This is a genomic window from Mesorhizobium sp. M1365 (assembly GCF_040317865.1).
Classification (GTDB): Bacteria; Pseudomonadota; Alphaproteobacteria; order Rhizobiales; family Rhizobiaceae; genus Mesorhizobium.
Genome location: NZ_JAMYLG010000008.1, coordinates 102,463 through 127,291, shown reverse-complemented (window position 1 = coordinate 127,291; position 24,829 = coordinate 102,463). Strand labels below are relative to the sequence as shown.

Annotated in this window: 23 protein-coding genes and 1 pseudogene; 16 read left to right on the top strand and 8 right to left on the bottom strand. The window is 61.9% G+C overall.

Annotated elements, in window-relative coordinates:
• Window positions 1–86: 86 nt before the first annotated feature.
• From NKH04_RS12610 to NKH04_RS12595, 4 genes are all read left to right on the top strand, one after another.
• The gene (locus tag NKH04_RS12610; RefSeq protein ID WP_254820158.1) at window positions 87–1,460 is read left to right on the top strand and encodes a class II 3-deoxy-7-phosphoheptulonate synthase; all 1,374 of its coding nucleotides are present in this window, start codon (window positions 87–89) and stop codon (window positions 1,458–1,460) included.
• Window positions 1,461–1,609: 149 nt separating this feature from the next.
• Window positions 1,610–2,029, top strand: a complete 420-nt coding sequence (locus tag NKH04_RS12605) for a GFA family protein (RefSeq protein ID WP_352770313.1) — start codon at window positions 1,610–1,612, stop codon at window positions 2,027–2,029.
• 77 nt (window positions 2,030–2,106) lie between these two features.
• The gene (locus tag NKH04_RS12600) at window positions 2,107–2,466 is read left to right on the top strand and encodes a diacylglycerol kinase (RefSeq protein WP_352471749.1); all 360 of its coding nucleotides are present in this window, start codon (window positions 2,107–2,109) and stop codon (window positions 2,464–2,466) included.
• A 40-nt stretch (window positions 2,467–2,506) separates the two neighbouring features.
• Entirely contained in the window at window positions 2,507–3,094 is a 588-nt protein-coding gene (locus NKH04_RS12595) for a hemerythrin domain-containing protein (RefSeq protein WP_352770316.1), read from the top strand.
• A gap of 3 nt (window positions 3,095–3,097) precedes the next feature.
• On the opposite strand, the gene NKH04_RS12590 is transcribed toward NKH04_RS12595, so the two are convergent.
• A complete protein-coding gene (locus tag NKH04_RS12590) occupies window positions 3,098–3,685 on the bottom strand; it encodes a DedA family protein (RefSeq protein WP_352502473.1) in 588 nt (195 codons plus the stop codon).
• A pseudogene (locus NKH04_RS12585) lies at window positions 3,682–4,246 on the bottom strand (DUF1003 domain-containing protein). Before NKH04_RS12585 ends, NKH04_RS12590 begins: the two are co-directional and overlap by 4 nt.
• A gap of 83 nt (window positions 4,247–4,329) precedes the next feature.
• On the opposite strand from NKH04_RS12585, the gene NKH04_RS12580 reads away from it, so the two are divergent.
• From NKH04_RS12580 to gltX, 5 genes are all read left to right on the top strand, one after another.
• Window positions 4,330–5,043, top strand: coding sequence for a DNA-3-methyladenine glycosylase I (locus NKH04_RS12580; protein ID WP_352770319.1), 714 nt, complete (start codon window positions 4,330–4,332; stop codon window positions 5,041–5,043).
• A 65-nt stretch (window positions 5,044–5,108) separates the two neighbouring features.
• Window positions 5,109–6,791 (top strand): NAD+ synthase, encoded by a 1,683-nt coding sequence (locus tag NKH04_RS12575; protein ID WP_352770321.1) that lies wholly within the window; start codon window positions 5,109–5,111, stop codon window positions 6,789–6,791.
• Between the two features lie 27 nt (window positions 6,792–6,818).
• Window positions 6,819–7,232: a GNAT family N-acetyltransferase gene (locus NKH04_RS12570; protein ID WP_352770323.1), complete on the top strand. Its 414-nt coding sequence runs from the start codon at window positions 6,819–6,821 to the stop codon at window positions 7,230–7,232.
• 382 nt (window positions 7,233–7,614) lie between these two features.
• Entirely contained in the window at window positions 7,615–9,420 is a 1,806-nt protein-coding gene (locus NKH04_RS12565) for an ABC transporter ATP-binding protein (RefSeq protein WP_353044369.1), read from the top strand.
• Between the two features lie 133 nt (window positions 9,421–9,553).
• Entirely contained in the window at window positions 9,554–10,927 is a 1,374-nt protein-coding gene (gltX, locus tag NKH04_RS12560; RefSeq protein WP_352770326.1) for a glutamate--tRNA ligase, read from the top strand.
• On the opposite strand, the gene NKH04_RS12555 is transcribed toward gltX, so the two are convergent.
• Window positions 10,845–12,029 (bottom strand): DUF2865 domain-containing protein, encoded by a 1,185-nt coding sequence (locus tag NKH04_RS12555; protein ID WP_352971199.1) that lies wholly within the window; start codon window positions 12,027–12,029, stop codon window positions 10,845–10,847. The two genes, gltX and NKH04_RS12555, sit on opposite strands and share 83 nt — an antisense overlap.
• 266 nt (window positions 12,030–12,295) lie before the next feature.
• Between NKH04_RS12555 and NKH04_RS12550 the strand changes: the two genes are divergently transcribed.
• The gene (locus NKH04_RS12550) at window positions 12,296–12,916 is read left to right on the top strand and encodes a DUF1287 domain-containing protein (protein WP_352971201.1); all 621 of its coding nucleotides are present in this window, start codon (window positions 12,296–12,298) and stop codon (window positions 12,914–12,916) included.
• Between the two features lie 12 nt (window positions 12,917–12,928).
• Here the strand turns inward: NKH04_RS12550 and NKH04_RS12545 are convergent, their stop codons facing one another.
• The 3 genes from NKH04_RS12545 to NKH04_RS12535 form a co-directional block, all read right to left on the bottom strand.
• Window positions 12,929–15,253, bottom strand: coding sequence for an NADP-dependent malic enzyme (locus NKH04_RS12545; protein ID WP_352971203.1), 2,325 nt, complete (start codon window positions 15,251–15,253; stop codon window positions 12,929–12,931).
• Window positions 15,254–15,482: 229 nt separating this feature from the next.
• A complete protein-coding gene (locus tag NKH04_RS12540) occupies window positions 15,483–15,920 on the bottom strand; it encodes a hypothetical protein (protein WP_352471736.1) in 438 nt (145 codons plus the stop codon).
• A gap of 126 nt (window positions 15,921–16,046) precedes the next feature.
• Window positions 16,047–16,826, bottom strand: coding sequence for an SDR family oxidoreductase (locus NKH04_RS12535; protein WP_352471735.1), 780 nt, complete (start codon window positions 16,824–16,826; stop codon window positions 16,047–16,049).
• 153 nt (window positions 16,827–16,979) lie between these two features.
• Here NKH04_RS12535 and NKH04_RS12530 point away from each other — a divergent pair, with 153 nt between their 5' ends.
• Together NKH04_RS12530 and NKH04_RS12525 are read left to right on the top strand one after the other, a co-directional pair.
• Window positions 16,980–17,768, top strand: a complete 789-nt coding sequence (locus NKH04_RS12530; RefSeq protein ID WP_352613819.1) for a UDP-2,3-diacylglucosamine diphosphatase — start codon at window positions 16,980–16,982, stop codon at window positions 17,766–17,768.
• 127 nt (window positions 17,769–17,895) lie between these two features.
• A complete protein-coding gene (locus tag NKH04_RS12525; RefSeq protein WP_352971206.1) occupies window positions 17,896–19,113 on the top strand; it encodes an MFS transporter in 1,218 nt (405 codons plus the stop codon).
• Here NKH04_RS12525 and dgcA read toward each other — a convergent pair.
• Window positions 19,084–20,067, bottom strand: coding sequence for an N-acetyl-D-Glu racemase DgcA (dgcA, locus tag NKH04_RS12520; protein ID WP_353044368.1), 984 nt, complete (start codon window positions 20,065–20,067; stop codon window positions 19,084–19,086). The two genes, NKH04_RS12525 and dgcA, sit on opposite strands and share 30 nt — an antisense overlap.
• A 78-nt stretch (window positions 20,068–20,145) precedes the next feature.
• Here dgcA and NKH04_RS12515 point away from each other — a divergent pair, with 78 nt between their 5' ends.
• From NKH04_RS12515 to NKH04_RS12500, 4 genes are read left to right on the top strand one after another with little or no spacing between them, the layout of a single operon-like run.
• Window positions 20,146–21,330, top strand: coding sequence for an ABC transporter permease (locus tag NKH04_RS12515; RefSeq protein WP_352613793.1), 1,185 nt, complete (start codon window positions 20,146–20,148; stop codon window positions 21,328–21,330).
• A gap of 1 nt (window position 21,331) precedes the next feature.
• Entirely contained in the window at window positions 21,332–22,150 is an 819-nt protein-coding gene (locus tag NKH04_RS12510) for an ABC transporter ATP-binding protein (protein WP_352613792.1), read from the top strand.
• 13 nt (window positions 22,151–22,163) lie between these two features.
• Window positions 22,164–23,537 (top strand): MlaD family protein, encoded by a 1,374-nt coding sequence (locus NKH04_RS12505; RefSeq protein WP_352540616.1) that lies wholly within the window; start codon window positions 22,164–22,166, stop codon window positions 23,535–23,537.
• A gap of 37 nt (window positions 23,538–23,574) precedes the next feature.
• A complete protein-coding gene (locus NKH04_RS12500) occupies window positions 23,575–24,228 on the top strand; it encodes an ABC-type transport auxiliary lipoprotein family protein (RefSeq protein ID WP_352502487.1) in 654 nt (217 codons plus the stop codon).
• Window positions 24,229–24,269: 41 nt separating this feature from the next.
• On the opposite strand, the gene NKH04_RS12495 is transcribed toward NKH04_RS12500, so the two are convergent.
• Complete coding sequence (locus NKH04_RS12495; RefSeq protein ID WP_352448960.1) at window positions 24,270–24,725, bottom strand: macro domain-containing protein; 456 nt, start codon at window positions 24,723–24,725, stop codon at window positions 24,270–24,272.
• Window positions 24,726–24,829 lie beyond the last annotated feature (104 nt).

Here is a 24,829-nt window from a genome sequence, read left to right as displayed (position 1 = left end):
AATCGGCTTCGTGTATGGAGCCGCGACCCCATATGGGGCGGATTGGCGGGCGATGGCGTCCGTGTGAAAGAGCGTTAGGTGCTTCGATGACGAAATGGTCGCCGAATTCGTGGAGAGCCAAGCCGATCCAGCAGGTTCCTGCCTATCCGGATCTTGCCGCGCTGAGGAACACGGAAGCCCAGCTTGCCACGTTTCCGCCGTTGGTTTTTGCAGGTGAGGCACGCAAGCTGAAGAAGCAGCTTGCAGCCGTCGCTGCCGGTGACGCATTCCTTCTGCAGGGCGGCGATTGCGCCGAGAGCTTCGCCGAGCATGGCGCCGACAATATCCGCGACTTCTTCCGGGTCTTCCTGCAGATGTCGGTGGTGCTGACCTTCGCCGGCGCCCAGCCGGTGGTGAAGGTCGGCCGTGTCGCCGGCCAGTTCGCCAAGCCGCGCTCGTCCGACAATGAGACCAAGGGCGGTGTGACGCTGCCGAGCTATCGCGGCGACATCATCAATGGCATCGAGTTCGACGCCAAGTCGCGCATTCCAGATCCGGCAAGACAGGAGATGGCGTACCGCCAGTCGGCGGCGACGCTCAACCTGTTGCGTGCCTTCGCCCAGGGCGGCTACGCCAGCCTGGAGAACGTGCATCAATGGATGCTCGGCTTCGTGTCCGACAGCCCGCAGGGCGAGAAATACGAGTCGCTCGCCAACCGCATCACCGAGACGATGGACTTCATGAAGGCCGTCGGCATCACCTCGGAGACCAATTACGCGCTGCGCGAGACGGATTTCTACACCAGCCACGAAGCGTTGCTGCTCGGCTACGAGGAGGCGCTGACCCGCGTCGATTCGACCTCCGGCGACTGGTACGCCACCTCTGGCCACATGATCTGGATCGGTGATCGCACGCGCCAACCCGACCATGCGCATGTCGAATATTGCCGCGGCATCAAGAACCCGCTCGGGCTGAAATGCGGTCCGTCGCTGACGCCGGATGGCCTGTTGCAGCTCATCGACCTGCTCAATCCGGAGAACGAGCCCGGCCGGCTGACGCTGATCGCCCGCTTCGGCTCCGACAAGGTTGCCGACCATCTGCCCAAACTGGTGCGCGCGGTGCAGAAGGAAGGCCGCAGCGTGGTGTGGTCGTCCGACCCAATGCACGGCAATACGATCGAGGCCGCCGGCTACAAGACACGGCCGTTCGACCGCATCCTGAAGGAAGTGCAGACCTTCTTCGAGGTGCACCGCGCCGAAGGCACGCATCCGGGCGGCATCCACATCGAGATGACCGGCAAAAACGTCACCGAGTGCACCGGTGGTGCCCGCGCCATCACCGCCGAAGAACTGCAGGACCGCTACCACACCCATTGCGATCCGCGCCTCAATGCCGATCAGGCGATCGAGCTGGCGTTCCTGGTGTCCGATCTGCTCAAGAAGAGCCATCCGGTCCAGCACAAGCAGGCCGTTAACGGCTGATATGATCTGAACTTTGATGTCGTTGAAGAAGCGCCGGGCGAAAACCGGCGCTTTTTGTATTCAATCCCGCCGGTGTCGCATTTGCTCGTGCCTAACGCGCGCAAAACTGGAATCCTGCCAGGCGATGGCAATTGCATCGGGAGGCCGACATGGCTGACAGTCACACCGGATCATGCTTGTGCGGGGCAGTGCGGTTCAAGACACGAGGACCGCTACGCGGTGTCATCTACTGCCATTGCTCGCAGTGCCGGAAGCAGAGCGGGCATTTTTATGCGGCGACCAACGTTGCCGACCGCGACATTACAATCGCCGGCGCGGAGAGCATCACCTGGTACGAGGCCTCTTCGTTCGCCAGGCGCGGCTTCTGCAAGACATGCGGCTCTCTATTGTTCTGGAAGCCGAGCGATGACGGCTATGTTTCGGTGATGGCAGGGCTGTTCGACGCGCCAACCAGGCTCCAAGGCGAATGTCATATCTTCGTCGGCGACAAGGGCGATTATTACGCCATCGATGACGGGCTGCCGCAGTTCGAGAAGTCGACGCCGTCGATCAAGGTGGCAGACGGCTGATTCTTTGCAGAGGCCGCCTTATTCCCTTGGTCCAGCCATTGCGCTATCCCCTGCCGGTGATTCCGAAGGGTTTTGGCATGCAGCGACTGATCGACGCTTTTTACAATTCGGTGCGGGCGTTTCGCAAACTGGCCGCCGGCGAGGAGGCCTTCCAGCTGGAGCTGACGCTGCTCGTGCTTGCCTTGCCGCTCGGCTGGTTCCTTTCGGAATCGTGGCGCGGCTATGCGTTGCTGATCGGCGCGGTGCTGCTCATGATCATGATCGAGGTGCTGAACACCGGCATCGAGGCGGCATGCGACGCGTTCAGCCGCGAATTCAACGTCGATATCCAACTGGCCAAGGATTGCGGTTCGCTGGCGGTGCTGATTTCGGTGGTGATCGCTGCCGGGGTATGGGGCGTCGCCGTCATCGAGCGGATCCTCGGGGTACCGATCTGACGTTTCAGACACTACATGCCGGTCAACTGAGGGGCCCGACATGGCCGATACCACCGGATTTCTGTTGCTTGAACGTGACGGCCTGCCGGACGATCTGCACTGGCTGGTCGAAAAATATCCGCGCGAGGACTGGCAGGCGCATGCCAATATCCACGGCATAGCCAATATGTGGCTGCAGCGGCACGACATGTTCCGCGAGCTTGGCGGCATGCTCACCAATGGTATCGGCGATTATCGAGAAAGTAGGCTGAACGCGCCGGAATTCGCGCGCTGGTTCGCGCCGCGCCTCAACCATTTCCTCGGCAATCTCGACGGCCATCACAATGTCGAGGACCATCATTATTTCCCGGTCTTCGCCAGGGCCGAGACCCGTCTGAAGCGCGGCTTCGAGATTCTCGATGCCGATCACCACACAATCCATGAGGGACTGGAGCGCAATGCCGAGGCGGCAAATGCCTTCATCCGCACGCTTCAGGAGAGCGAAGACAAACAGCGTTTCGCCGCCGATGCCTATGCCGACGAGAACGGCCGGTTGATCGCCATGTTGACCCGGCATCTTGCCGACGAGGAAGACCTGATCATTCCGCTGATCCTCGAGAAGGGTGATCGTGCGCTCGGCATTGATTGACGATCAGCTTCCCTTGTGGAGTTCCTTCTTGGCGACGATATGGGCCGCGAGCCAGCCGAGGATGGCCACAACGAGGCCGATTGCCAGAGCGATCAGTAATCGCTCGTGACGAGCCAGCGCTTGGCCGACGATGTGCTCCGCGCCCAGCCCGAAGACATAACCGACAGTGCAGAACAGTGCCGCCCAGACCACCGATGAGATGGCGTTGAGGATGACGAAGCGCGCCGCCGCAATGCCCGACAGCCCGGCGGCGATGCCGCCGACCAGGCGGAGGCCATAGATGTAGCGGTTCGACAGCACGAAAATGTTGGGATGAGAGGTGACAAGGCGGTAGGCGTGGCTGAAGCCCGGCCGGGCTCGGAGCCTGATCACGAATTTATGGTCGGCGAAGCTCCGTCCCAAGATGAAGAAGAACGTGTCGCCACCGAAGGCGCCGAGCGCGGCTGCGAGAAACGCCTGCCACGGGATGAAGACATGCTGATGCGCAAAAAAACCGCCAAGAATTGCGGCGCTTTCGCCCTCTGCGACGCAGCCCAGAAAAACCGCGACCAATCCATATTGCTCAATGAGACGATGGATGACTTCCGTCATGAAGACGTTCGCTGCTTCGACAGAATGTCGTCGATGCGCTTCACCTGCTCGGCCAGCCGGGCGATCTCGTCTCGCATGCCGATGATCTGGCTGTGGCGCAGTTCGTCGAGCTTTTCGTGTAACGCCATGATCTCGATCTCGGCCTTGAGATTAACCTCATAGTCGTGGGCGGCGTCGATTCGATCGCGCTCCGTCTGGCGGTTTTGCGCCATCATGATCACTGGCGCCTGCAGGGCGGCAACCATGGAAAGCACGAGATTGAGGAAGATGAAGGGATAGGGATCGAAGGCGGCGCGCGACAAGAGCCAGACATTGCCTGCCGTCCACAGGATCAGGAAGCCAAATGAATGCCAGGATGAAGGACCAAGAGCCGCCGATCCGGGCGATGGTGTCGGCCAGGCGATCTCCAAACGTCTGGTGAAAGGCGACGGCCTTGTTGGTGTCCTTGGAGATCGTGGTGCGCTCGAGCGTAGATTGCAGTACCCGGCTTTCGAGCGCGCTGAGGCCGTCCGGCTTTCGCTTCAGCCAGCGGCTTGCCAGGTCCTCGATCGTTTTGTTCATCGTCGCCTCCGTCGTCCGCGATGAGGTAGACGCTGCCGGTTCCTACGGGAAGTGGTAGATTGACGCGATGGGGTCAGGAAACAATGGTGGATTTTCAGAAAATTCGCGCCCGTGCAGCGAAGCGCAAAGGCGGTGAGGCAGCGCTGACGTCGCTGCTGGGTCCTATGCCCGACAATGCCGAGGTGGCAAAGATTACGGACGACCGGATCCTGTCGACCATGGCCGAGCGGGTTTTTGCCGCCGGCTTTGTCTGGCGCGTCATCGAGCAGAAATGGCCGGGTTTCGAGGAAGCATTTCTTGGCTTCGAGCCGAAGCGGCTGCTGTTCCAGCCTGACGATTTCTGGCACGATCTCACATTCGACAAGCGCATCGTCCGCAATCCGCAGAAGATCAAATCCGTACGCGACAACGCAGCCTTCGTCGAGCGCGTGTCGAAGGAGCATGGCAGCTTCGGCAAGTTCCTGGCCAATTGGCCGGCGGATGACCAGGTCGGATTGATGGCCTATCTCGGCAAGCATGGCAGCCGGCTCGGCGGCAATACCGGCCAGTATTTTCTGCGCTGGCTGGAGTGGGACGCCTTCATCGTCTCGGCCGACATGGCGGCAGCGCTGCGCGACGCCGGGCTCGACATCGCGCAGAGCCCGACATCGAAGAAGGACCTGGACAAGATCCAAGTACAGATAAACGCCTGGGCGGCGGAAACCGGGCTGCCGCGCCGGCACATTTCGCGCATTCTGGCAATGTCGATCGGCGAGAACCATCCGCCGGAAGCCTTGCGCGAATATATGGGCGAATAGGATCGACTGTTTGGTCCAAACGAACGCCATTGCTCGACGAATTTTGCCGCGCTAAACCCACGGGCATGACAGACAAGACCGCTCCAGACATATTGCGCATCGCCGTCGCCCAGCTCAATCCGACGGTCGGCGACGTCGCCGGCAATCTTGCCAAGGCACGCGAGGCGAGGGCGGATGCCGCCCGCCAAGGCGCCGACCTCGTGCTGTTTACCGAGCTTTTCCTTGCCGGCTATCCGCCTGAGGATCTGGTGCTGAAGCCCGCCTTCCTGAAGGCCTGCGAGCGGGCGGCGGAGGATTTCGCCGGCGATACCGCCGACGGCGGCCCGGGTTTCGTCATCGGCACGCCGTTGAAGCGCAAGACCGGCACGCACAATTCGATCATCTTTGCCGATGGCGGCAAGATCCTTGCCGAACGCTACAAGCTCGATCTGCCGAATTACGGTGAGTTCGACGAGAAGCGCGTCTTCCAGGCCGGCCCCGAGATCCAGGGGCCGGTCAATTTCCGCGGCGTGCGCGTGGGAGTGCCGATCTGCGAAGATATCTGGGGCGAGGTTGCCGTCTGCGAGACGCTGGCCGAAAGCGGCGCGGAAATCCTGCTGGTCCCGAACGGCTCGCCTTATTACCGCGGCAAGGTCGACGTCCGCCACCAGATCGTTATCCGCCAGGTCATCGAATGCGGACTGCCGATTATCTATGCCAACCAGCTTGGCGGCCAGGACGAGCTGGTTTTCGATGGCGCATCGTTTGCCATAGGTTCTGACAAGACGCTGGCCTTCCAGATGAGCCAGTTCGAGGAGACGGTCAACGTCACCACCTGGAAGCGAAAGAATGACATCTGGGTCTGCTCTGACGGACCGATGTCGAAAATCCCGGAGAAGGAGGAGGCCGACTACCGCGCCTGCATGTTGGGCCTGCGCGATTACGTCAACAAGAACGGCTTCAAGAATGTCGTGCTCGGCCTCTCCGGCGGCATCGATTCGGCGATCTGCGCGGCACTTGCCGTTGATGCGCTCGGCGAGGAACGGCTGCGCGCCGTGATGATGCCTTACCGCTACACTTCGAAGGACTCGCTGAAGGATGCCGAGGACTGCGCCCGCGCACTCGGCTGCCGCTACGATATCGTGCCGATCTTCGAGCCGGTCGAAGGTTTCCTGCACGCGCTGACGCAGCTTTTCGAGGGTACCAAGGAAGGTATTACCGAGGAGAACCTGCAGAGCCGTGCACGCGGCACTATCCTGATGGCGATTTCCAACAAGTTCGGCTCGATGGTGGTCACTACCGGCAACAAGAGCGAGATGTCGGTAGGCTATGCCACGCTTTATGGCGACATGAACGGCGGCTTCAATCCGATCAAGGATCTTTACAAGATGCAGGTCTATGCGTTGTCGAGTTGGCGCAACGCGCACGTGCCGCCGGGTGCGCTCGGTCCGTCCGGCGAGGTGATCCCGACCAACATCATCGACAAGGCGCCCTCGGCGGAACTGCGAGAGAACCAGACCGACCAGGATTCGCTGCCGCCCTATCCAGTGCTCGATGACATATTGGAGTGTCTGGTCGAGAACGAGATGGGCGTCGACGAGATCGTTGCGCGCGGCCATGACCGGGCGACGGTGGCGCGTGTCGAGCACCTGCTTTACGTCGCAGAATACAAGCGTCGGCAGGCGGCGCCCGGCGTGAAGATCACCAGGAAGAACTTTGGCCGCGATCGCCGTTATCCCATCACCAACCGGTTCAGGGATCGCGGGTAGGCCATTGGCCTGCGTAACGGTTTAGCCATGGCCAACCTTGAAATCAGCTTTGACCTGTCGCGGATCGACTTCCGGGCGACATCCGACATTTTGAAGGCGAGCTATTGGGGCAGCGGCCGCAGCGATGAACTGCACCGCCGCGCTTTTGCCAACTCACTGTGCGTCGGCGCCTATGTCGGCGGCAATCAGGTCGGCTTCGGCCGGGCGATCACCGACCGTACGGTATTTGCCTATCTCGCCGACATAATTGTCTGGCCCGGGTATCGCGGACAAGGCATCGGAACCCGGCTTGTCCAGGCGCTTATCGACCACTCGGACGTCAAGACGGTCACGCGTTGGAGCCTGTCGACCAACGACGCCCATGCGGTTTACGAGAAGCTCGGCTTCAGGCCTTCCACCGATGGCCGCTATATGCGCCTCGACCGTATCCCGGCAACCTGAACAGAGGCAGCGCACAACCCGCGATTGTTGCAAAATCGTCTCACTGCTTGGACCAGATGCGCTTTTGGCTATCTACTGACTTGGCGCGGCGTTGAGGCGTCTCTATAAACACCTCTCCGCGATTCCCCTTCAGGAGGAACCGAATGCCAGGATTTGACATCGTTATGCGAGGCTGCGAAGCCTAGGTCTTGGTCAGTGCGCCGCGAGATAGCCTCGCGGCAAGGCTGAACCGAGGCAGGTATTTCGCCGCTGCCGGTCGCCGCCCCTCTACAGGGCCGCCAAATACGCCAAACCTCCGCATCTCCGGGCGCCAAACGGCGCCGACGCGGTTTTTCAATTTCTACTTTCGTGGGATCGGGCTCGTTTGCGCCCGAATGACATCATGACTCGTTTTCGAATAGATTTGCGCGCGGGCGCCTTTCGCAGCGTTCTTGGCTTCACGCTCAGCCATTGGCGGTGTCAGCCGTGGCGGCTTGCCGGCATTATGGGCACATTCCTGCTGTCGACCTTGGCCGACGTGCTGACGCCGCTCTATTTCGGCCGGCTGGTGGATGCCGTCGCCAGCAGTGCTGCGGCCGACGATGTTGCGTGGAACGCGGCGACAGCGGCCTTTTCGATGCTGGTGGCCCTGGCGCTCACCGGTGTCGTGCTGCGCAATCTCGCCTTCATGGCCATTGTCGAGCTGACGTTGAAGATGATGGCGGATATCGCCGCCGACGCCTTCCACCGCGTCCAGCGCTTCTCCACCGACTGGCACGCCAACAGCTTCGCCGGATCGACGGTGCGCAAGATAACGCGCGGCATGTGGGCGCTCGACCTGCTCAACGACACGATCCTGATCGCGCTGCTGCCATCGGTCGTCATGCTCGTCGGCTCGACGCTGCTGCTTGGCTGGTTCTGGCCGCTGATGGGTGCTGTCGTCGCCACCGGTTCGGTTCTGTTCATCGCGGTGACGACGATGCTGTCGCTTGGCTATGTCGCGCCCGCGGCAAGGCTTGCCAATGCGTGGGATACACGGCTCGGCGGCTCGCTGGCCGACGCGGTAAGCTGCAACGCCGTGGTCAAGGGTTTTGGCGCCGAGGAACGCGAGGAGACGCGGCTCGCCGAGGTCGTCGCCAAATGGCGCGGTCGCACGCGCCGCACCTGGATGCGCGGCACCGTCAACGGCACCACGCAAGGGACGATGCTGCTGCTTTTGAGGGCAGCGGTCATCGGGTTCTCCCTGCTGTTGTGGTCGTGGGGGCAGGCGAGCGCCGGCGATGTCGCCTTCGTGCTGACCTCATTCTTCGTGCTGCAAGGCTATCTGCGCGACATCGGCACACATATCCGCAATCTGCAGCGCTCGATCAACGACATGGAGGAACTGGTCGACTTCCAGTCCGAACCACTCGGCATCGAGGATCGGCCCGGAGCCAAACCGATCCGGATCACCGATGGCCGTATCACCTTCGACAATGTCACGTTCCACTATGGCAGCCACCGCCTGCCGCTCTATCGCGACTTTTCGGTGGACATCGCGCCGGGCGAACGGGTTGGGCTGGTTGGCCATTCGGGCTCCGGCAAGACGACATTCGTCAAGCTGATCCAGCGCCTCTACGACGTGACTGCGGGCAATATCCTGATCGACGGCCAGGATATTGCGAATGTGGCGCAGGCGTCGCTGCGCGCACAGATCGCAATCGTCCAGCAGGAGCCGATCCTGTTTCACCGGTCGCTGGCCGAAAACATCGCCTATGCTCGGCCGGCCGCCACGCAGGCCGAGATCGAGCACGCGGCGCGATTGGCCAGCGCGCATGACTTCATTGCCAATTTGCCGAAAGGCTATGGCACGCTGGTCGGCGAGCGTGGCGTAAAGCTATCGGGTGGTGAGCGTCAGCGCGTTGCAATCGCACGCGCCTTTCTTGCCGATGCGCGCATTCTCATCCTGGATGAGGCAACGTCGAGCCTCGATTCGGAATCGGAGGTGCTGATCCAGCAGGCGATGGAGCGGTTGATGGTCGGCCGCACGACGCTGGTCATTGCCCACCGGCTGTCGACGGTGCGGGCGCTGGACAGGCTTTTGGTGTTCGATCGCGGCCGCATCGTCGAAGAGGGCTCGCATGACCAACTGATCCGGCTGCAAGGCGGCATCTACCGCCGGCTGTTCGAACGCCAGGCGCTTGAACTGACCAAAGGCCTGGTGATCTGACGGTTGCGGTGCCGCGCGTCTTGATAGACGTGCGGCGCTGCAGTCTTTTCTTCGCCTTTGTCATGTTCTATGTCTGCCGCCGAGCGCGGGGGCGCGTCTTGTCAACAGCAAAACCATCCGGTACGCCCTGCTCATGACAGTTACCGTCCGTTTCGCCCCGTCACCGACCGGCCGCATCCATATCGGCAATGCGCGCACCGCTTTGTTCAATTGGCTGTTCGCCATCAAGAACAAAGGCCGCTTCATCCAGCGCTTCGACGACACCGACGTCGCCCGTTCGACGCAGGAGTTTTCCGACGCTATCCTATATGACCTGCATTGGCTGGGCATCTTCCCCGATGCCACGGAGTACCAGTCGCGGCGGGTCGAAATCTACGATGCCGCACTGGAGAGGCTGAAGGAGGCGCGCCTCGTCTATGCTTGCTATGAGACGCCTGAAGAGCTCGACCTGAGGCGCAAGGTGCGCCGCACGCGTGGCCTGCCGCCAGTCTATGGCCGCGAGGCGCTGACGCTGGCACCCGAGCAGGTGGCGGAATATGAGGCCGATGGCCGGCGGCCGCACTGGCGCTTTCTGCTGCCCAACTTCAGCAGCGATCCGCTACAGCCGGAGCGCACCGAAATCCACTGGAACGACCTGGTGCGCGGCGAAGAGACCGTCGACCTCGCCTCGCTTTCAGACCCGGTTCTGCGGCGTGAGGACGGCACCTACCTCTACACATTGCCTTCGGTTGTCGACGACATCGACATGGGCATCAGCCATGTCATTCGCGGCGACGACCACGTCACCAATACCGGCGTCCAGATAGCCCTGTTCCGAGCACTTGGCGCGGAGCCGCCGGTGTTGGGCCACCACAATCTCCTGATAACGGCATCAGGCGAGGGACTTTCGAAGCGCACCGGCGCGCTGTCCATCCAGAGCCTGCGTGAGAGCGGCATCGAGCCGATGGCGATCGCTTCGCTGGCGGTGCTCGTCGGCACCTCGGAAAACGTCGTGGCGGTGCCAACGATGGCCGAGCTAGTCGAGCGCTTCGATCCGGCTGCAACATCGAAATCCGCCGCCAAATTCGACCCGGACGAGCTCTTCGTGCTCAACCGCACGCTGCTGCATCACATGCCGTTTTCCGAGGCGCGCGACCGGCTGATCGTGCTCGGCATCTCCGGCGAACAGGCCGAGTCTTTCTGGCTGGCCGTGCGCGGCAATCTCGACAGGCTGGCCGATGCGGCGATCTGGTGGCGTACGCTTCGAGACGGTCCAGAGGAGCCGGCGGAGTTTTCCGACGAGGACCGCGACTTTCTTCGCCAGGCATTCGAGTTGCTGCCGGAAGAGCCTTGGAACGGCACCGTCTGGAAGGACTGGACGGGCAAGATCCGAGCGGCGAGCGGCCGTAAGGGCAAGGCGCTGTTCATGCCGCTCAGGCTGGCGCTTACGGGACAGCCTTCGGGTCCGGAGCTTGCAGATCTGTTGCCGCTGCTGGGTCGGGAAGGAACGTTGGCCCGACGACCCTGACCTTGCGCTGCTCCGGCGGCGGCAGCGATGTCGGCGAGGGCACAGGTTTGACAGCAAGCCGTTTGATCGCCTCACGGTCGAGGCCGCCTTCTGCATTGGCCAAGGTCTCCGGGTCGGCGGCCGGATCAGGCCTGGCAACCAGCAGCGGAACGAACGGGGTGGTCGCCACGTTCGCCTCAGATTGTCCCGGGGTTGGCGGGTTGCCGGCAATGATCTCGAAATTTTGCCCGGCATTGCAGCCGCAGGTCGGCGGCCGCGGCATGTCGGATTGCTTGTAGAGGTAGGCCGTCGGCAGTTCGATATAAGGCCTGCCCGTCACCGAAGACGTCATCGACGCCGAATCGCTGTTCATGCCGCGCGTGTAGAAAACCTGCATCTCGGTGCCGGGGCAGCTCGATTCGCAATTCTTCTGATCGCGCTCGAAATCGCCCAGCGAGGCAGCATTCGACATCGGGAAGAAATAGCCGTCGCAGGTCCGCACACACATGGTGCGGAATTCGCCTTGGGGCTGGCCCATGTCGGCGCTGTTGAGCACGGTGCGGATGTTGCCCGGCTGGCTCAGTTCTTCAGCCTGGTCGGCCTCTTCGGGCTGACTGCCCAAAAGCTGGTCGAGCAGGTTTCGCTTGCCGTTTTCACGGCTGGCTTCGCGGACCGGCGCGGGCGTCCGGGCCGCCGCATCATCGCGGCAGCCATTGGCGTCAAGCAACGTCAATATGCGCGCACGATCACGTCGCGAACCACCGCCGGCAAGGTCGCCGCGCTTGGCCTGCAGGGCGTCGAGATTGGCTGCCATGCGATCGATGGTGGCGTCGAGTGCTGCGCATGCGTTGGCGTTGCGGCGAGACAGCGAAAAGCCGCAGCCGGCGCTGCTGGCCTGCCTGACGGCCTTTGAAATCTGCTGGCGCTGCCGGACGATTGCGTCGTCATATTTCCTGAGCAATGCCGGTTTGCCGCCGCCACCACGAGAAGCGGCGGCAAGATCGGCTTCAAGCTGGCGGCAGAGGCGGGAAGCGGCCTGTGCCTGAGTGGCGGCAATGCCGCACAGCACCACGGCGCCGAGCAGCGCAGCGGCCCGCGTCAGCTTCCAACTTGCGCCCGTCATCCCTCCGGAACTCCGCCTGCCTGTCGTTCAGAAAGCTACCGCGCTTGCGGTTAACCGTTTGTTTAGCATACCGCCGATTCCGCCTTCAGCCCAAATCGGCGATGGCTTGCGCCAGTGCGCGGCTTCGATCACGACCGGTGCTGTCATTTCGACCACGCCACACTGCGTATTCGGACAGAGCCAGAACCGCGACGTCCTGGCACTGCACGAAAAAGGCGTATTCGCCCAGAAGAATGCCTGGATTCAGTAACGCCCGGAGGCTTGGCATGACCGCGATTACCCGTCGAGCCGCGCTGCAGTTTGGTCTTTTGTGCCTGGCGATGCCGGATGCCATGGCGCAGCAAAAGCCCATCGCGCTGGATTGGGGTACCAGATTGGTTGAAGCTGCCCGTGAGCAGATCGGCGTCACCACACTCTACGATCCGACCTATACACGCCTGGCCTATCCGGGCGGGGACGTTGGGCCCGAGCGGGGTGTTTGCACGGATGTCGTGATCCGTGCCTATCGCCGCGCCTTCGATCTCGACCTGCAAAAATTGGTGCATGAGGATATGCGGGCCAATTTTGCCGCCTATCCGAAGGCTTGGGGCCTGAAAGCGCCGGACCGCAACATCGACCACCGCCGTGTGCCCAATCTTGCGGTCTATTTCGAGCGGCGCGGTGCCACCTTGCCCGTCAGCCAAGACCCCGCCGATTATCGGCCTGGGGATCTCGTCGCCCAGATGCTGCCCGGCAATCTGCCGCATATTGCCATCGTGTCGTCCAATCGCTCCACATTGGTACCGACAAGAAGACTGGTCATTCACAATATCGGCGGCGGCGCCAGGGAAGAGGACACTTTGTCTGCCTTCAGGCAGACAGGGCATTTCCGGTTCAAGCCAGTCTGAGAAAGCCCGCGGCTATCCCAGTTCGACGATGGCTTGCGCCTTATGCGCGGCTTCGACCACTGCCAGTGCGGTCATGTTGACGACGCCGCGCGACGTGACCGACGGCGTCAATATGTGCGCCGGGCTGTCGGTGCCGAGCAGGATCGGGCCGACATGCAGCGCGTCCATCATCGTGCGCAGCGCGGTCAGCGTGATGTTCGCCGAATCGAGATTGGGGAACACCAGCAGATTGGCTTCGCCCTTCAGCCGCGAATGCGGATAGACGCGCTGGCGCAGCTGCTCCGACAGTGCCGAGTCGGCATGCATCTCGCCGTCGCATTGCAGGTCGGGCGCGATGCGCGCCAGGATCGCCGCCGCCTGCCGCATCTTCATGGCGCTTGGCGAATCGCGGGAGCCGAAATCCGAATGCGAAAGCAGGGCTGCCTTGGGCTCGATGCCAAAACGCTGAATCTCCTCGGCCGCCAGAACGGTCATCTCCGCAATCTCCTCGGCGGTCGGATCGACGGAGACATGGGTATCGGTGAGGAAGATGATGCCGCGCTGCGAAATCAGCATGGAAAGCGTCGACAGGTCGCGATCCCTAATGCCGGCGCGTGGCCCGATGATCAGCGTGACGTTGCGCAAATGGCGCTCGAAACGGCCCTCAAGGCCGCAGACCATGGCGTCGGCGTCGCCGCGCTTCAGGGCAAGGGCGGCGATCACCGTATTGTCGGTGCGCACCATGGTGCGTGCCGCTTCCGTAGTCACCCCACGGCGGCCGGCAAGCTCGATCAAAAGGTCGACGTAGTGGCGGTAACGCGGATCGTCTTCCGGGTTGATCAGGCCGAAATCGACGCCCGGCTTGATGCGCAGCCCATAGCGTTTCAACCGCACGTCGATGACGTGCGGGCGGCCGATCAGGATCGGTTCGGCTATGCCTTCCTCGAGCACGACCTGCGCGGCGCGAAGCACGCGCTCGTCCTCGCCGTCGGCATAGATGACGCGCTTAGCGCTCGACGTCTTGGCCATCGAGAACACGGGCTTCATGACCAGGCCGGAGCGGAAGACGAAGCGGTTCAGCTTGTCGATATAGGCGGCGAAATCGGTGATCGGCCGGGTCGCGACGCCGGTCTCGCAGGCTGCCTTGGCAACGGCGGGGGCAATGCGCAGGATCAGCCGCGGATCGAAAGGCGAGGGGATCAGGAACTCCGGGCCGAAGATCGGCGTCTCGCCGGAATAGGCGCGCGCGGCAACGTCGGACGGCTCTTCGCGGGCAAGCGCTGCGATCGCCCGAACGGCGGCCATTTTCATCTCTTCGTTGATGGCACTTGCGCCGCAATCCAGCGCGCCACGGAAGATGTAAGGAAAACAGAGTACGTTGTTGACTTGATTGGGGAAATCGGAGCGGCCGGTGCAGATCATCGCATCGGGTCGCGCCGCCCGTGCCGCTTCCGGCATGATCTCGGGATTGGGGTTGGCCAGCGCCAGGATCAACGGCTTGGGCGCCATGTGGTGGAGCAGTTCCGGTTTCAGTACGCCGGCGGCAGACAGGCCGAGAAACACGTCGGCGCCGGGCAGAACGTCAGCCAGCGCGCGCGCCTCGGTATCCTTGACATAGGGGTCTTTCCAGCGGTCCATCTCCTCGACGCGGCCCTTATGGGCGACCCCGAACCGGTCGGTGACCCAGATGTTTTCGACCCGCGCGCCGAGCGAGACCAGTAGGTTGAGGCAGGCAAGCGCCGCAGCACCAGCGCCCGACGTGACGATCTTGATGTCTGAGATGGACTTGCCGGCGAATTCCAGCCCGTTGAGCACGGCGGCGGCGACGATGATGGCGGTGCCGTGCTGGTCGTCATGGAAGACTGGTATGCCCATCCGAGCTTTCAACTGCTCCTCGACTTCGAAGCATTCGGGCGCCTTGATGTCTTCCAAGTTGATGCCGCCGAAGGTTGGTTCCAGCGCCGAGATCGTCTCGACCATGCGCTCGATGCCCGGTGCGTCGATCTCGATGTCAAAGACATCGATGCCGGCGAACTTCTTGAACAGCACCGCCTTGCCCTCCATCACCGGCTTGGAGGCGAGCGGACCGATATTGCCAAGGCCGAGCACCGCCGAACCGTTGGTGACGACGCCAACAAGATTGGCGCGGGCTGTATAGTCGGCAGCGGTTGCCGGATCGTCGCGGATTTCAAGGCAGGGGGCGGCGACACCCGGCGAATAGGCAAGCGCCAGGTCGCGCTGGTTGCCCAGCGGTTTCGTCGCCTGGATTTCAAGTTTTCCGGGACGGGGATGCTTGTGGAAATAAAGCGCCGCTTCGTCGAGGTCGGATCGGGCCGCCTTCTTGCTTTCGCCTGTCATGACGGCCGCCTCCTCAGTTCAGTCCGTTTGGTGTTTTGAGTCTCTTAGCATGCAGCCGAGGCTTTTCGAGAGGTGATATGTCGCAAGCGCGAGCTTACGGCTTGCACCGCCCGCCGGCCCTGTACGGTCTGCCATTGAAATGTTGGGGCGATAGGCGCGTTGCTGGAGCGAGCTGCGAGCCGAATGTCTGCTTCAGGTGGTGGTTTGCGGACGATTAGGTATTCTTTCGCTAGTTCGCTGTGGGGCTGTTGCTCCTATAAAGTGCACGAAAGAAACTCTTGGAATAGCGATCGTACCAAGCGGCAGCCCACTCGCCGACAAGTCGCTCTGTCGACGACACCCTACGCCGGTAGTCGACTGTTCGGCGGATACCTCCTTCTTCCTCAAGCTCGATGTCCAGGTGAGTAAACTTTGGGGCCGCATCCGAAAACCTGAGATACATGTATGCAAACACCGCGATATGACGTTTACCCATTGATAAGCAACGATTTTCAATCGCCACCACCGCAGACTGGACTGTGGCGAAATCCTCTAGCCTAACCGCTCGTTCTAGACGAACGAAGTCAAGGAACAATCTCCGGTCGGTAATTGCAAGGTTGCCGTCGGCCGTGTCTCGAACCCCGTGCGACAGCAGTTTTTGCGCAACAAAGCGATAAATAGACGCCATTCGCCGGTCTCATTTTCATTTGCGAGGCAGGACATAGCATGCGGACTAACCCTAGTTCTTGTGAACTGGGCGCCCTTTTTGAGGTCGTCTCCCACTATTCAGTGGGCATTGAGCATTGGATTCTCGCTAGAACGCACTGACATAGAGGCCGCCGTCGACCGGTATGTTCTGACCGGTCAGGTAACCGGCATGGACCGAGCACAGGAAGGCGCAGATCTGGCCGAATTCCTCCGGTGTACCGAGCCGTTTGGCCGGAACGTTGGCTGCTGCTTGCGCTTTGCGCGCGGCGGCGGCGGCTGGATCTTCGGGCGTGCCGGCCTCGTGCGGGCCGCGCAGCCGGTCGGTGTCGAGTTTTCCCGGCAGCATGTTGTTGATCGTCACATTGCGGTCGATCACCGTCCGCGCGACGCCGGCAAGCAACGAAGTGAGGCCGGCGCGGGCGCCGGACGACAGGTCGAGGCCGGGGATAGGCACATAGACCGACAGCGAGGTGATGTTGACGATGCGGCCGAAGCCGCGCACCGCCATGCCGTCGATCACGGCCTGAACCAGTTCGACAGGGGTCACCATGTTCTGGGTGACGCCCTCGAGGATCTTTTCGCGGTCGAGCGCGCGGAAATCGCGAAACGGCGGACCGCCATTGTTGTTGACGAGGATGTCGGGATCGGGGCAGGCGGCAAGCAGCGCCTTCTGGACATCGGGCTTGGATACGTCGCCGACGATTTCGGTCACCTTGACGCCGAATTTCTCGCGCAGTTCAGCGGCGGTTTTGGCCAGCACGTCGGCGTTGCGGCCATTGATCACCAGATCGCAACCTGCCTCTGCCAGTGCCATGGCGCAGCCGCGTCCCAAGCCTTTGCTCGAAGCGCAGACGATGGCCTTCTTGCCGCGAATGCCGAGATCCATGGTGATTTTCTCCTCTGATTGCCGCCGCAACCTATCCGGATGGCTGGACCAATCGCAACCGTCATACGGTTGTTGCATGAATCGGGGCATAGGCTCAGGCGAAAGCAACGGTGACAAATGATGTACGGCGCAGAGCCTCGCACTTTCCGCAGCATGTTCATCTCCGACGTCCATCTCGGATCGAAGGCGGCGAAGGCCGAATTCCTGATCGATTTCCTGCGCCATCACGATGCCGATATCATCTATCTCGTCGGCGACATCGTCGACGGCTGGCGCCTGAGACGAAGCTGGCATTGGCCGCAAAGCCATAACGACGTGATCCAGAAATTGCTGCGCAAGGCGCGCAAGGGCGCCAGCATCACCTACATCGCCGGCAACCATGACGAGTTCGCGCGACAGTTCCAGGGCGTTCATTTCGGCGGCATTGTCGTCGCCGACCGCGCCATCCACGACACCGCCGATGGCAAACGCCTTCTTGTCATCCATGGCGACCAGTTCGACACCGTCGTCCATAATGCGCGCTGGCTGGCCTATCTCGGCGACTATGCCTACGACGCGGCGATGCTGCTCAACCGCGTCATCACACGTCTGCGCCAGGTGCTCGGCTTGCCTTATTGGTCGTTCTCGTCCTGGGCCAAGGTCAAGGTCAAGAAGGCGGTGAATTTCATCGGCTCGTTCCAGACCGTGCTGACCGAGGAGGCGCGCCGCTCGCATGTCGACGGCGTGATCTGCGGGCACATCCACCATGCCGCGATCGAAAGCTATGAGGACGTGCAATACATCAACACGGGCGACTGGGTGGAGAGCTGCACGGCGGTGGTCGAGCATTTTGACGGCAGGATGGAGATCCTGCACTGGGCGCATGTCCTGCCGGAGACTCCGGTCGGCAGCGAGGTGCTCGTGCCGATCGACATCAAGGGCAGGGCAGTCCAGGCGGCTTGACCAAATCCGGCCGCATCTCGCTTCAATCGGTTAGTCCAGCGGTTTCATCGACTTTTTCGCCGTGTTAAGCAGCGGCAGGTGTGGCGGGCCGACCCGGCTGAATGCCGTGCCGACGGATCGCCTGTCAATGTCCTCGCTGCCGCCGCTTTCGCCCGAACAGCTCGTCAAGCCACGCCATTTCGAACTGCGCATGAGCTTGATCTTCTTTACGCTCTTCGTTCCGCTCGGGACGCATGTGCCGTATTTCCCGCTGTGGCTGCAGGCGAAGGGGTTCCATGCCGAACAGATAGCCGTGATCCTCGCCGCGCCGATGTTCCTGCGCGTGGCGACGACGCCTTTTCTTACTGCGCTGGCAGACAAAGCGAGCGATCGCGCCAATGTCTATGTTGCGCTGGTCGCCGCATCGCTGATCCTGTCCGCCGGCTACCTCCTGCCGCCGACCTACACAACGGTACTTGCCGTGTCGCTGGCCCTGACGGTGGTCTGGACGCCGCATTCGCCGATTGCCGATTCGCTCGCCCTTTCAGGTGTTCGCCGCTTCGACTCGAATTACGCAAGCATGCGCAAATGGGGCTCGATCTCCTATCTCTGCGCCAATCTCGCCGGCGGTTTCATCCTGTCGGCGAGCGGTGCCCAGGCTGTCCCGGTGGTCATCTTCGCGGCGCTGTGTGCCGCGCTAGCCGCCGGACTGATTGCGCCGCGCCTCGGCCGTCCACGCCGCGCCTCGCCGCTTTCGGCCGCCGATATCCAGCAATCGGTACCGAAACTCCTCAACCGGTACTTCCTCTATTTTTCGACAGGCGTCGGCGTCATCACCGCCAGCCACGCATTTCTCTACGGTTTCGTGTCGATCTACTGGAAGTCGATCGGCATCAGCGATTCGGTTGTCGGGCTTCTGTGGGGGTGGGGCGTCGTCGCCGAGATATGCATGTTCGTCGTTTTCACCCGCGCTTTCGCCTCCTTCTCGGTCGTCTCAATCATGCTGATTGCCGGGATCGGCGCGATCGTGCGCTGGTTCGCCTTTCCGCTGATCTGGCCGCTTGGGCTTGGCGTTGGCGGGTTTTTCGCGATCCAGACGCTGCACGCGGTTTCGGTGGCGCTGGTGCTGATCGGCCTGCAAAAGATGATCGGTGAGACGGTCGCGGAAGAACGCACCGGGGCGGCGCAAGGCATCGCCTACTTCTCCAATGGCTTCTTCATGGCGGCGGCGACGCTGATTTCCGGTCCTCTTTACGACCGCTTCGGCGCAAATGGCTTCTTTGCGATGATCCCGATCGCTCTGACGGGCCTGGCTCTGATCGGGCTTGCCGCGCGGTCAGCCCCACAGCGCCCGCTCGGGCGGTGACACCAGCGAACCTTGGTAGACGAGACCGGGAACGCGGTCGCTGGCCAGCAGCAGCGGACCGTCGAGATCGACGAAATCGGCATCCTGCGCCAACAGCACGGCCGGCGCCATCGCAAGCGATGTGCCGACCATACAGCCGACCATGACACCAAGAGCCAGTTCGCGGGCGCGGTCGCGAAGCACGAGTGCAGCGGTCAGGCCACCCGATTTGTCGAGCTTGATGTTGACGGCGTCGTAAAGGCCGACAAGCGCTTCAAGGTCCTTCGCCTCGTGCACGCTTTCGTCGGCACAGATCGGTACCGGATGCGCGATGTGGCGAAGAATACCGTCATGTCCCGCCGGCAGCGGCTGTTCGATCAAGACGATACCGTGCTCGGCGGCAAAGGCGAGGTTTGCGACGATATTGTCGTCATTCCAGCCCTCATTGGCGTCGAGAATGATTCGGCTGTCGGGTGCTGCCGCCGTCACTGCACGGATGCGCGCGATGTCGTTGTCGCCGCCGATCTTGACCTTGAGTAGCGGGCGCTGGGCGTTAGCGCGGGCCTGCGCCGCCATCGCCTCCGGCTCGGCGAGCGACAATGTATACGCCGTCTCAAGCGGTCGTAACGGAACGGTTCGTATCGTATGCGCCACGGGTGTTCCGCTGATCTTCGCTTCCAGGTCCCAGAGCGCGCAGTCGATGGCACTGCGTGCCGCGCCGGCAGGCATGGCATCGAGCAGGGCGATGCGGCTGATGCCGCGCGCGATCTCGCTGCGCATCGCCTCGATCGCGTCGCGCACACCCTCCATGGTTTCGCCATAGCGCTTGTAAGTGACGCATTCGCCGCGTCCTGTACGGCCGTTTTCGGTGATGGCGCAGGAAATCACCTCCGCTTCGGTCTTCGAGCCGCGCGAAATGGTAAAGGTCCCGGCTATCGGAAAGCGCTCGGCCTCGACCGAAATGACACGCGCCATATTTTTCTGCTCCGGCTGTGCAACAAGGAGGATATCGGCAAATCGACAGGTCGGCCCCGTCAGGCTAAACAGGACGCCATGTTGACCATCCGCAAACGCGACGCAAGCGGCCCTGCCAAGGAGCCCGATCACCAGCCGCGCATCGCGATCGGCGAGGAGGGCGGCGTTCTCGGCTGCGCTTTCTCGGGAACCTGGACGACGCGCACCGTGGCGCTGGTCGATGCCGAGATGCGCAAGATCGAGAAGCGCAGCGGCTTCAAGACGCTGGCGCTCGACCTTTCACAAATCGAGAAGATGGACACAGCCGGGGCGTGGCTGATCGACCGCCTGGTCAGCAGCTTCGAAAAGAAGGGCGTCGAGATCACGATGCAGGGGCAAAGCGAGATAGCCTCGATCCTGCTTGGCGCCGTCGGGGACGCCGTTCGTCGCGAGCCCGAATCAGGTCCGGCAAAGCCGCCCAACTTCATCATTCGCGGGCTCGAGGCGGTTGGCCGGCGCGTTTATGAGATGCGCGACGATTTCCTGGCCGCAATGAATATCCTCGGCGCCACGATACGCGGCTCGCAGATGAAGCTTGGCCGTGGCCATGCCGTCAACATGGCGGCAATCTTCAACCAGATCGATCGCATGGGTGTCGGCGCCATACCGGTAGTCGTGCTGATGTCGGCCATCGTCGGTGCGATCGTCGCCCAGCAAGGCGCTTATCAGCTCAGCTATTTCGGCGCCGACATCTTCGTCGTCGACCTGGTCGGGGTGCTGATCCTGCGCGAGCTCGGCGTGCTGATGACGGCGATCATGATCGCCGGCCGCTCCGGTAGTGCGATCACCGCCGAGATCGGCTCGATGAAGATGCGCGAGGAGGTCGATGCGCTGAAGGTGATCGGTCTTAACCCAATCGGCGTGCTGGTGTTTCCGCGGCTCGTCGCGCTGGTCGTCGCGTTGCCTTGCCTGACGATCATCGCCAACTTTGCCGCACTGGGCGGCGGCATTTTGGCTGCATGGCTCTACTCCGATATTGCACCGGCAGCGTTCATCGACCGGCTGCGTGTCGCAATCGACCTCAGCACCATCTTTGCCGGCCTGATCAAGGCGCCGTTCATGGCCATGATCATCGGCATAATTGCCTCGGTCGAGGGCATGAAGGTTGGCGGCAGCGCCGAATCGCTTGGCCAGCATGTGACCGCCTCCGTGGTGAAGTCGATCTTCGTGGTCATTATCCTCGACGGGCTTTTCGCCATGTTCTATGCAGCGATCGAGTTCTGAGATGGCGCTGCCGGGCACAAACACGACCAAGGTGGCGGCGAAAGCCAAAGAAGACGAGATCGTGCTGTCGGCGCACGACGTCACGGTGTCGTTCGCCGATCAGGTCGTTCTGGACAAACTGTCGCTCGATATCTGGCGCGGGGAGATTCTCGGCTTCGTCGGTGCCTCCGGTGCCGGCAAATCTGTTCTCTTGCGCACCATCCTTGGCTTGACGCGCAAGCAATCGGGAACAATCAAACTGTTCGGCGTCGACGTCGAGAAGGCAACCGAAAGGGAGCGCCTTCGCATCGACATGCGGCTTGGCGTGCTGTTCCAGCATGGCGCCCTTTTTTCGGCGCTGACGGTCCTCGAAAACGTTCAGGTGCCGATGCGCGAATATCTCGATTTGCCGAAGAAGCTGATGGACGAACTTGCCATGCTCAAGGTCGAGCTGGTCGGATTGCCGCCGGATGCGGCGCAGAAATTCCCCTCCGAGCTCTCGGGCGGCATGATCAAGCGTGCTGCGCTGGCGCGCGCCCTGGCACTCGACCCGGACATCGTTTTTCTCGACGAACCGACGTCCGGGCTCGATCCGATCAGCGCGGCTGAGTTCGACGAATTGGTCGTCAAGCTGCGCGATACGATGGATTTGACCGTGTATATGGTCACGCACGATCTCGACACGCTGTTTACGGCGTGCGACCGCGTGGCGGTGCTTGGCAAAAAGAAAGTGCTGGTCGAGGGCACGATCGACGACATGCTCAGGAGCGAGGAACCCTGGGTAAAATCCTATTTCCGCGGAAAACGCGCCCGGCAACTTGATCTTGCGGCGCGCGCATAGCCATAAGTGAGCAATGGAAACCAGGGCCAACTACGTCATTGTCGGCATTTTCACGCTGGCCGCGATCCTCGCGGCTTTCGCTTTCGTCTATTGGACGGCGGCAATCGGCGAAAAGGGTGAGACGACGGTGCTGCGCGTGCGCATTCCAGGCTCCGCTTCGGGGCTCGGCCGTGGCAGTTTCGTGCTGTTCAATGGCGTCAAAGTCGGCGACGTGCGCCGTGTCTATATCGACGTCGACAATCCGACCGCTGCTATCGCCGACACCGAAATAGACCGGAATACACCCATCACCAAGTCGACGCAGGCCGATATCGGGCTTGCCGGCCTCACCGGCCAGGCCAACATCGAGCTCAAGGGCGCCGACCCCAAGGAGCCAAAACTTCTCGACGAGGCGGAAAAGGAAGGCCGTGTCGCCGAGATCGTCGCCAATCCGTCGGCGGTCACCAACCTGCTGCAGACGGCGCAGAACATCTTCACCCGCGCCGACAAGGTCCTTTCGGAGCTCGAAGGCTTCACCAAGGATGTTCGCGGGCCGCTGACGCAAACCGTCAACAATGTCCAGACCTTCTCCGATGCACTGGCCAGGAATGCGGACGGCGTCGACAAGTTCCTGGCCAGCGTCAGCTCGCTGGCGGACGAACTGAAGGGTGTTTCGGGCAAGCTCGACGGCACCCTGAAGGCGGCGGAAGGGCTACTCAACGCCGTCGACAAGGACCAGATCAAGAGCATCGTCGCCAATGTCGACACAGTCACTTCCAACCTCAAGGAAACCAGCAAGCAGTTCGACACGGTCATCAAGAACGTGGACACCGCGGTCGGCTCGATCAACGACTTCGCCCAGAAGACGCAAGGCACGCTGGCCAAGGTCGACGGCGTTCTCGACGGCATCGATCCGGCTGAGGTTCGCACCGCGCTGGCCAATATCCAAAAGGCCAGCGAAAACGCCAACGAGGCTGCCGCCGACATCGCCAAGGTGACCAACAAGTTCGCCAACCGAGCCGACGACATCGATGAAACCATCAAAGACGCGCACCAGCTCGCAGGACGCCTCAACGATGCCTCGGTGCGAGTCGACGGTATCCTTGCCAAGGTCGACAAACTGCTCGGCTCCGGTCAGGCCGACGGCGTCATGGCCGATGCGAGGGCGACGCTCAAATCGTTCAAGCAGGTCGCCGACACGCTGAACGCCCGCCTCGGCACCATCACCGACAATCTGGCGCGGTTCTCGGGACAGGGGCTGCAAAACGTCGAATCGCTGGTCCAGGACAGCCGTCGTTCGATCAACCGCATCGAAGAGGCGGTGACCGACCTCAGCCGCAATCCACAGCGGATCCTGTCCGGCGGCGAGGGTGAGGTCCGGCAGTTCGACGGCAGGGTGCGCCGTTGACTTCGGCCTGCGCCCACCGCAAGAACATAGCTTGCGGATGCGCGTTGTTTCCACGATCCGGGGGGGATCGCGTTTGAAATCGATCAGTTCAGGCAGCGTCAGATCGAGTGGGTTCAAGACCGGAGCGGCACTGCTGGCGCTTTCGCTCGCCGGCTGCGCGGCGCTGGGCGGCAAGCCGGCGCCGCTGGATACGTTTGAGCTTTCGGCGCCGTCGCTGGAAGCGCGTGCCCACAGCCGTCGCCAGATACTCATCGCTCAGCCATCGGCGCTCAAGGCGCTGGACAGCCAGAACATCGTCATTAAGCCATCGCCGCGATCGATCCAGTATCTCAAGGGCGCGCAATGGGCCGACCGGCTGCCGATGATCGTACAGGCGCGGCTGGCAGAGACGTTCCAGCGCTCGGGCAGCTTCACCGGCGTCGGCAAGCCAGGCGAGGGGCTGGCGATCGACTATCAGGTGATCGTCGAGATCCGCTCGTTCGAGGTGCGTGTCGATGGCGGCGAACATGCCGAGGTCGAGCTGTTCGTGCGCCTGTTGAATGACCGCAACGGTGAAGTGCGCGCTTCGAAGACGTTTAGCGCCATCGCGCCCGTTTCGGGCAATGGCAACCAGGCCTATGTCGGCGCGCTCGATGCCGCGTTCGGCGATGCGGCCGGGCAAATCGTCCGCTGGACGGACACCGTGATCTGAACCGGGCTAGCTGCTGTGAGGCGGCTGGAGACCGAAGCAGCTCACGGAGCGTATTCGACAAGCGTATGATCTTCGCCCGCGAGTTCATCGTTGATGATTGAGGCTATGGTTTCCCAATCACCTCCAGCCAGCCCTGCGCCAATTTTCGGGTAGCCGATTCTTTTGCCCGCGAATTTACCTTTGACGGCCTGCATGACTTTTCGAATTGCCTGGTAGTCGGCTTTCACGCCTTTGCCCTGCCAATGGAACTGAGTGTAGCCGTTGACAACATGGAAAATGCGGCTGCCTCGCTTGATTTCGGCAACGGATATGCTTCCCAGCTTGGCTGGGTCACCCTTCAATGTCGCGCAATCCGCAGCATATGCTTCGGGAAAACGCTGCTTTATGGAAAGAGCAATTCCTTTGCCCATCTGGCACTGGCAGTTGCATCCATGCACAATGACATCGAACGTTCCGTCGAGCGCAAGCTGAAGCAGATCACCGCGAATTGTCTGCATTGCCACGAGATACCGGCCTCTGCTCTGGGCGCAAACATCCGACCAAATCAGGAGATTTGCGGACTATCTTTTTCAGTATCGGGTCTAAGCAGAAAGGGCAGAGT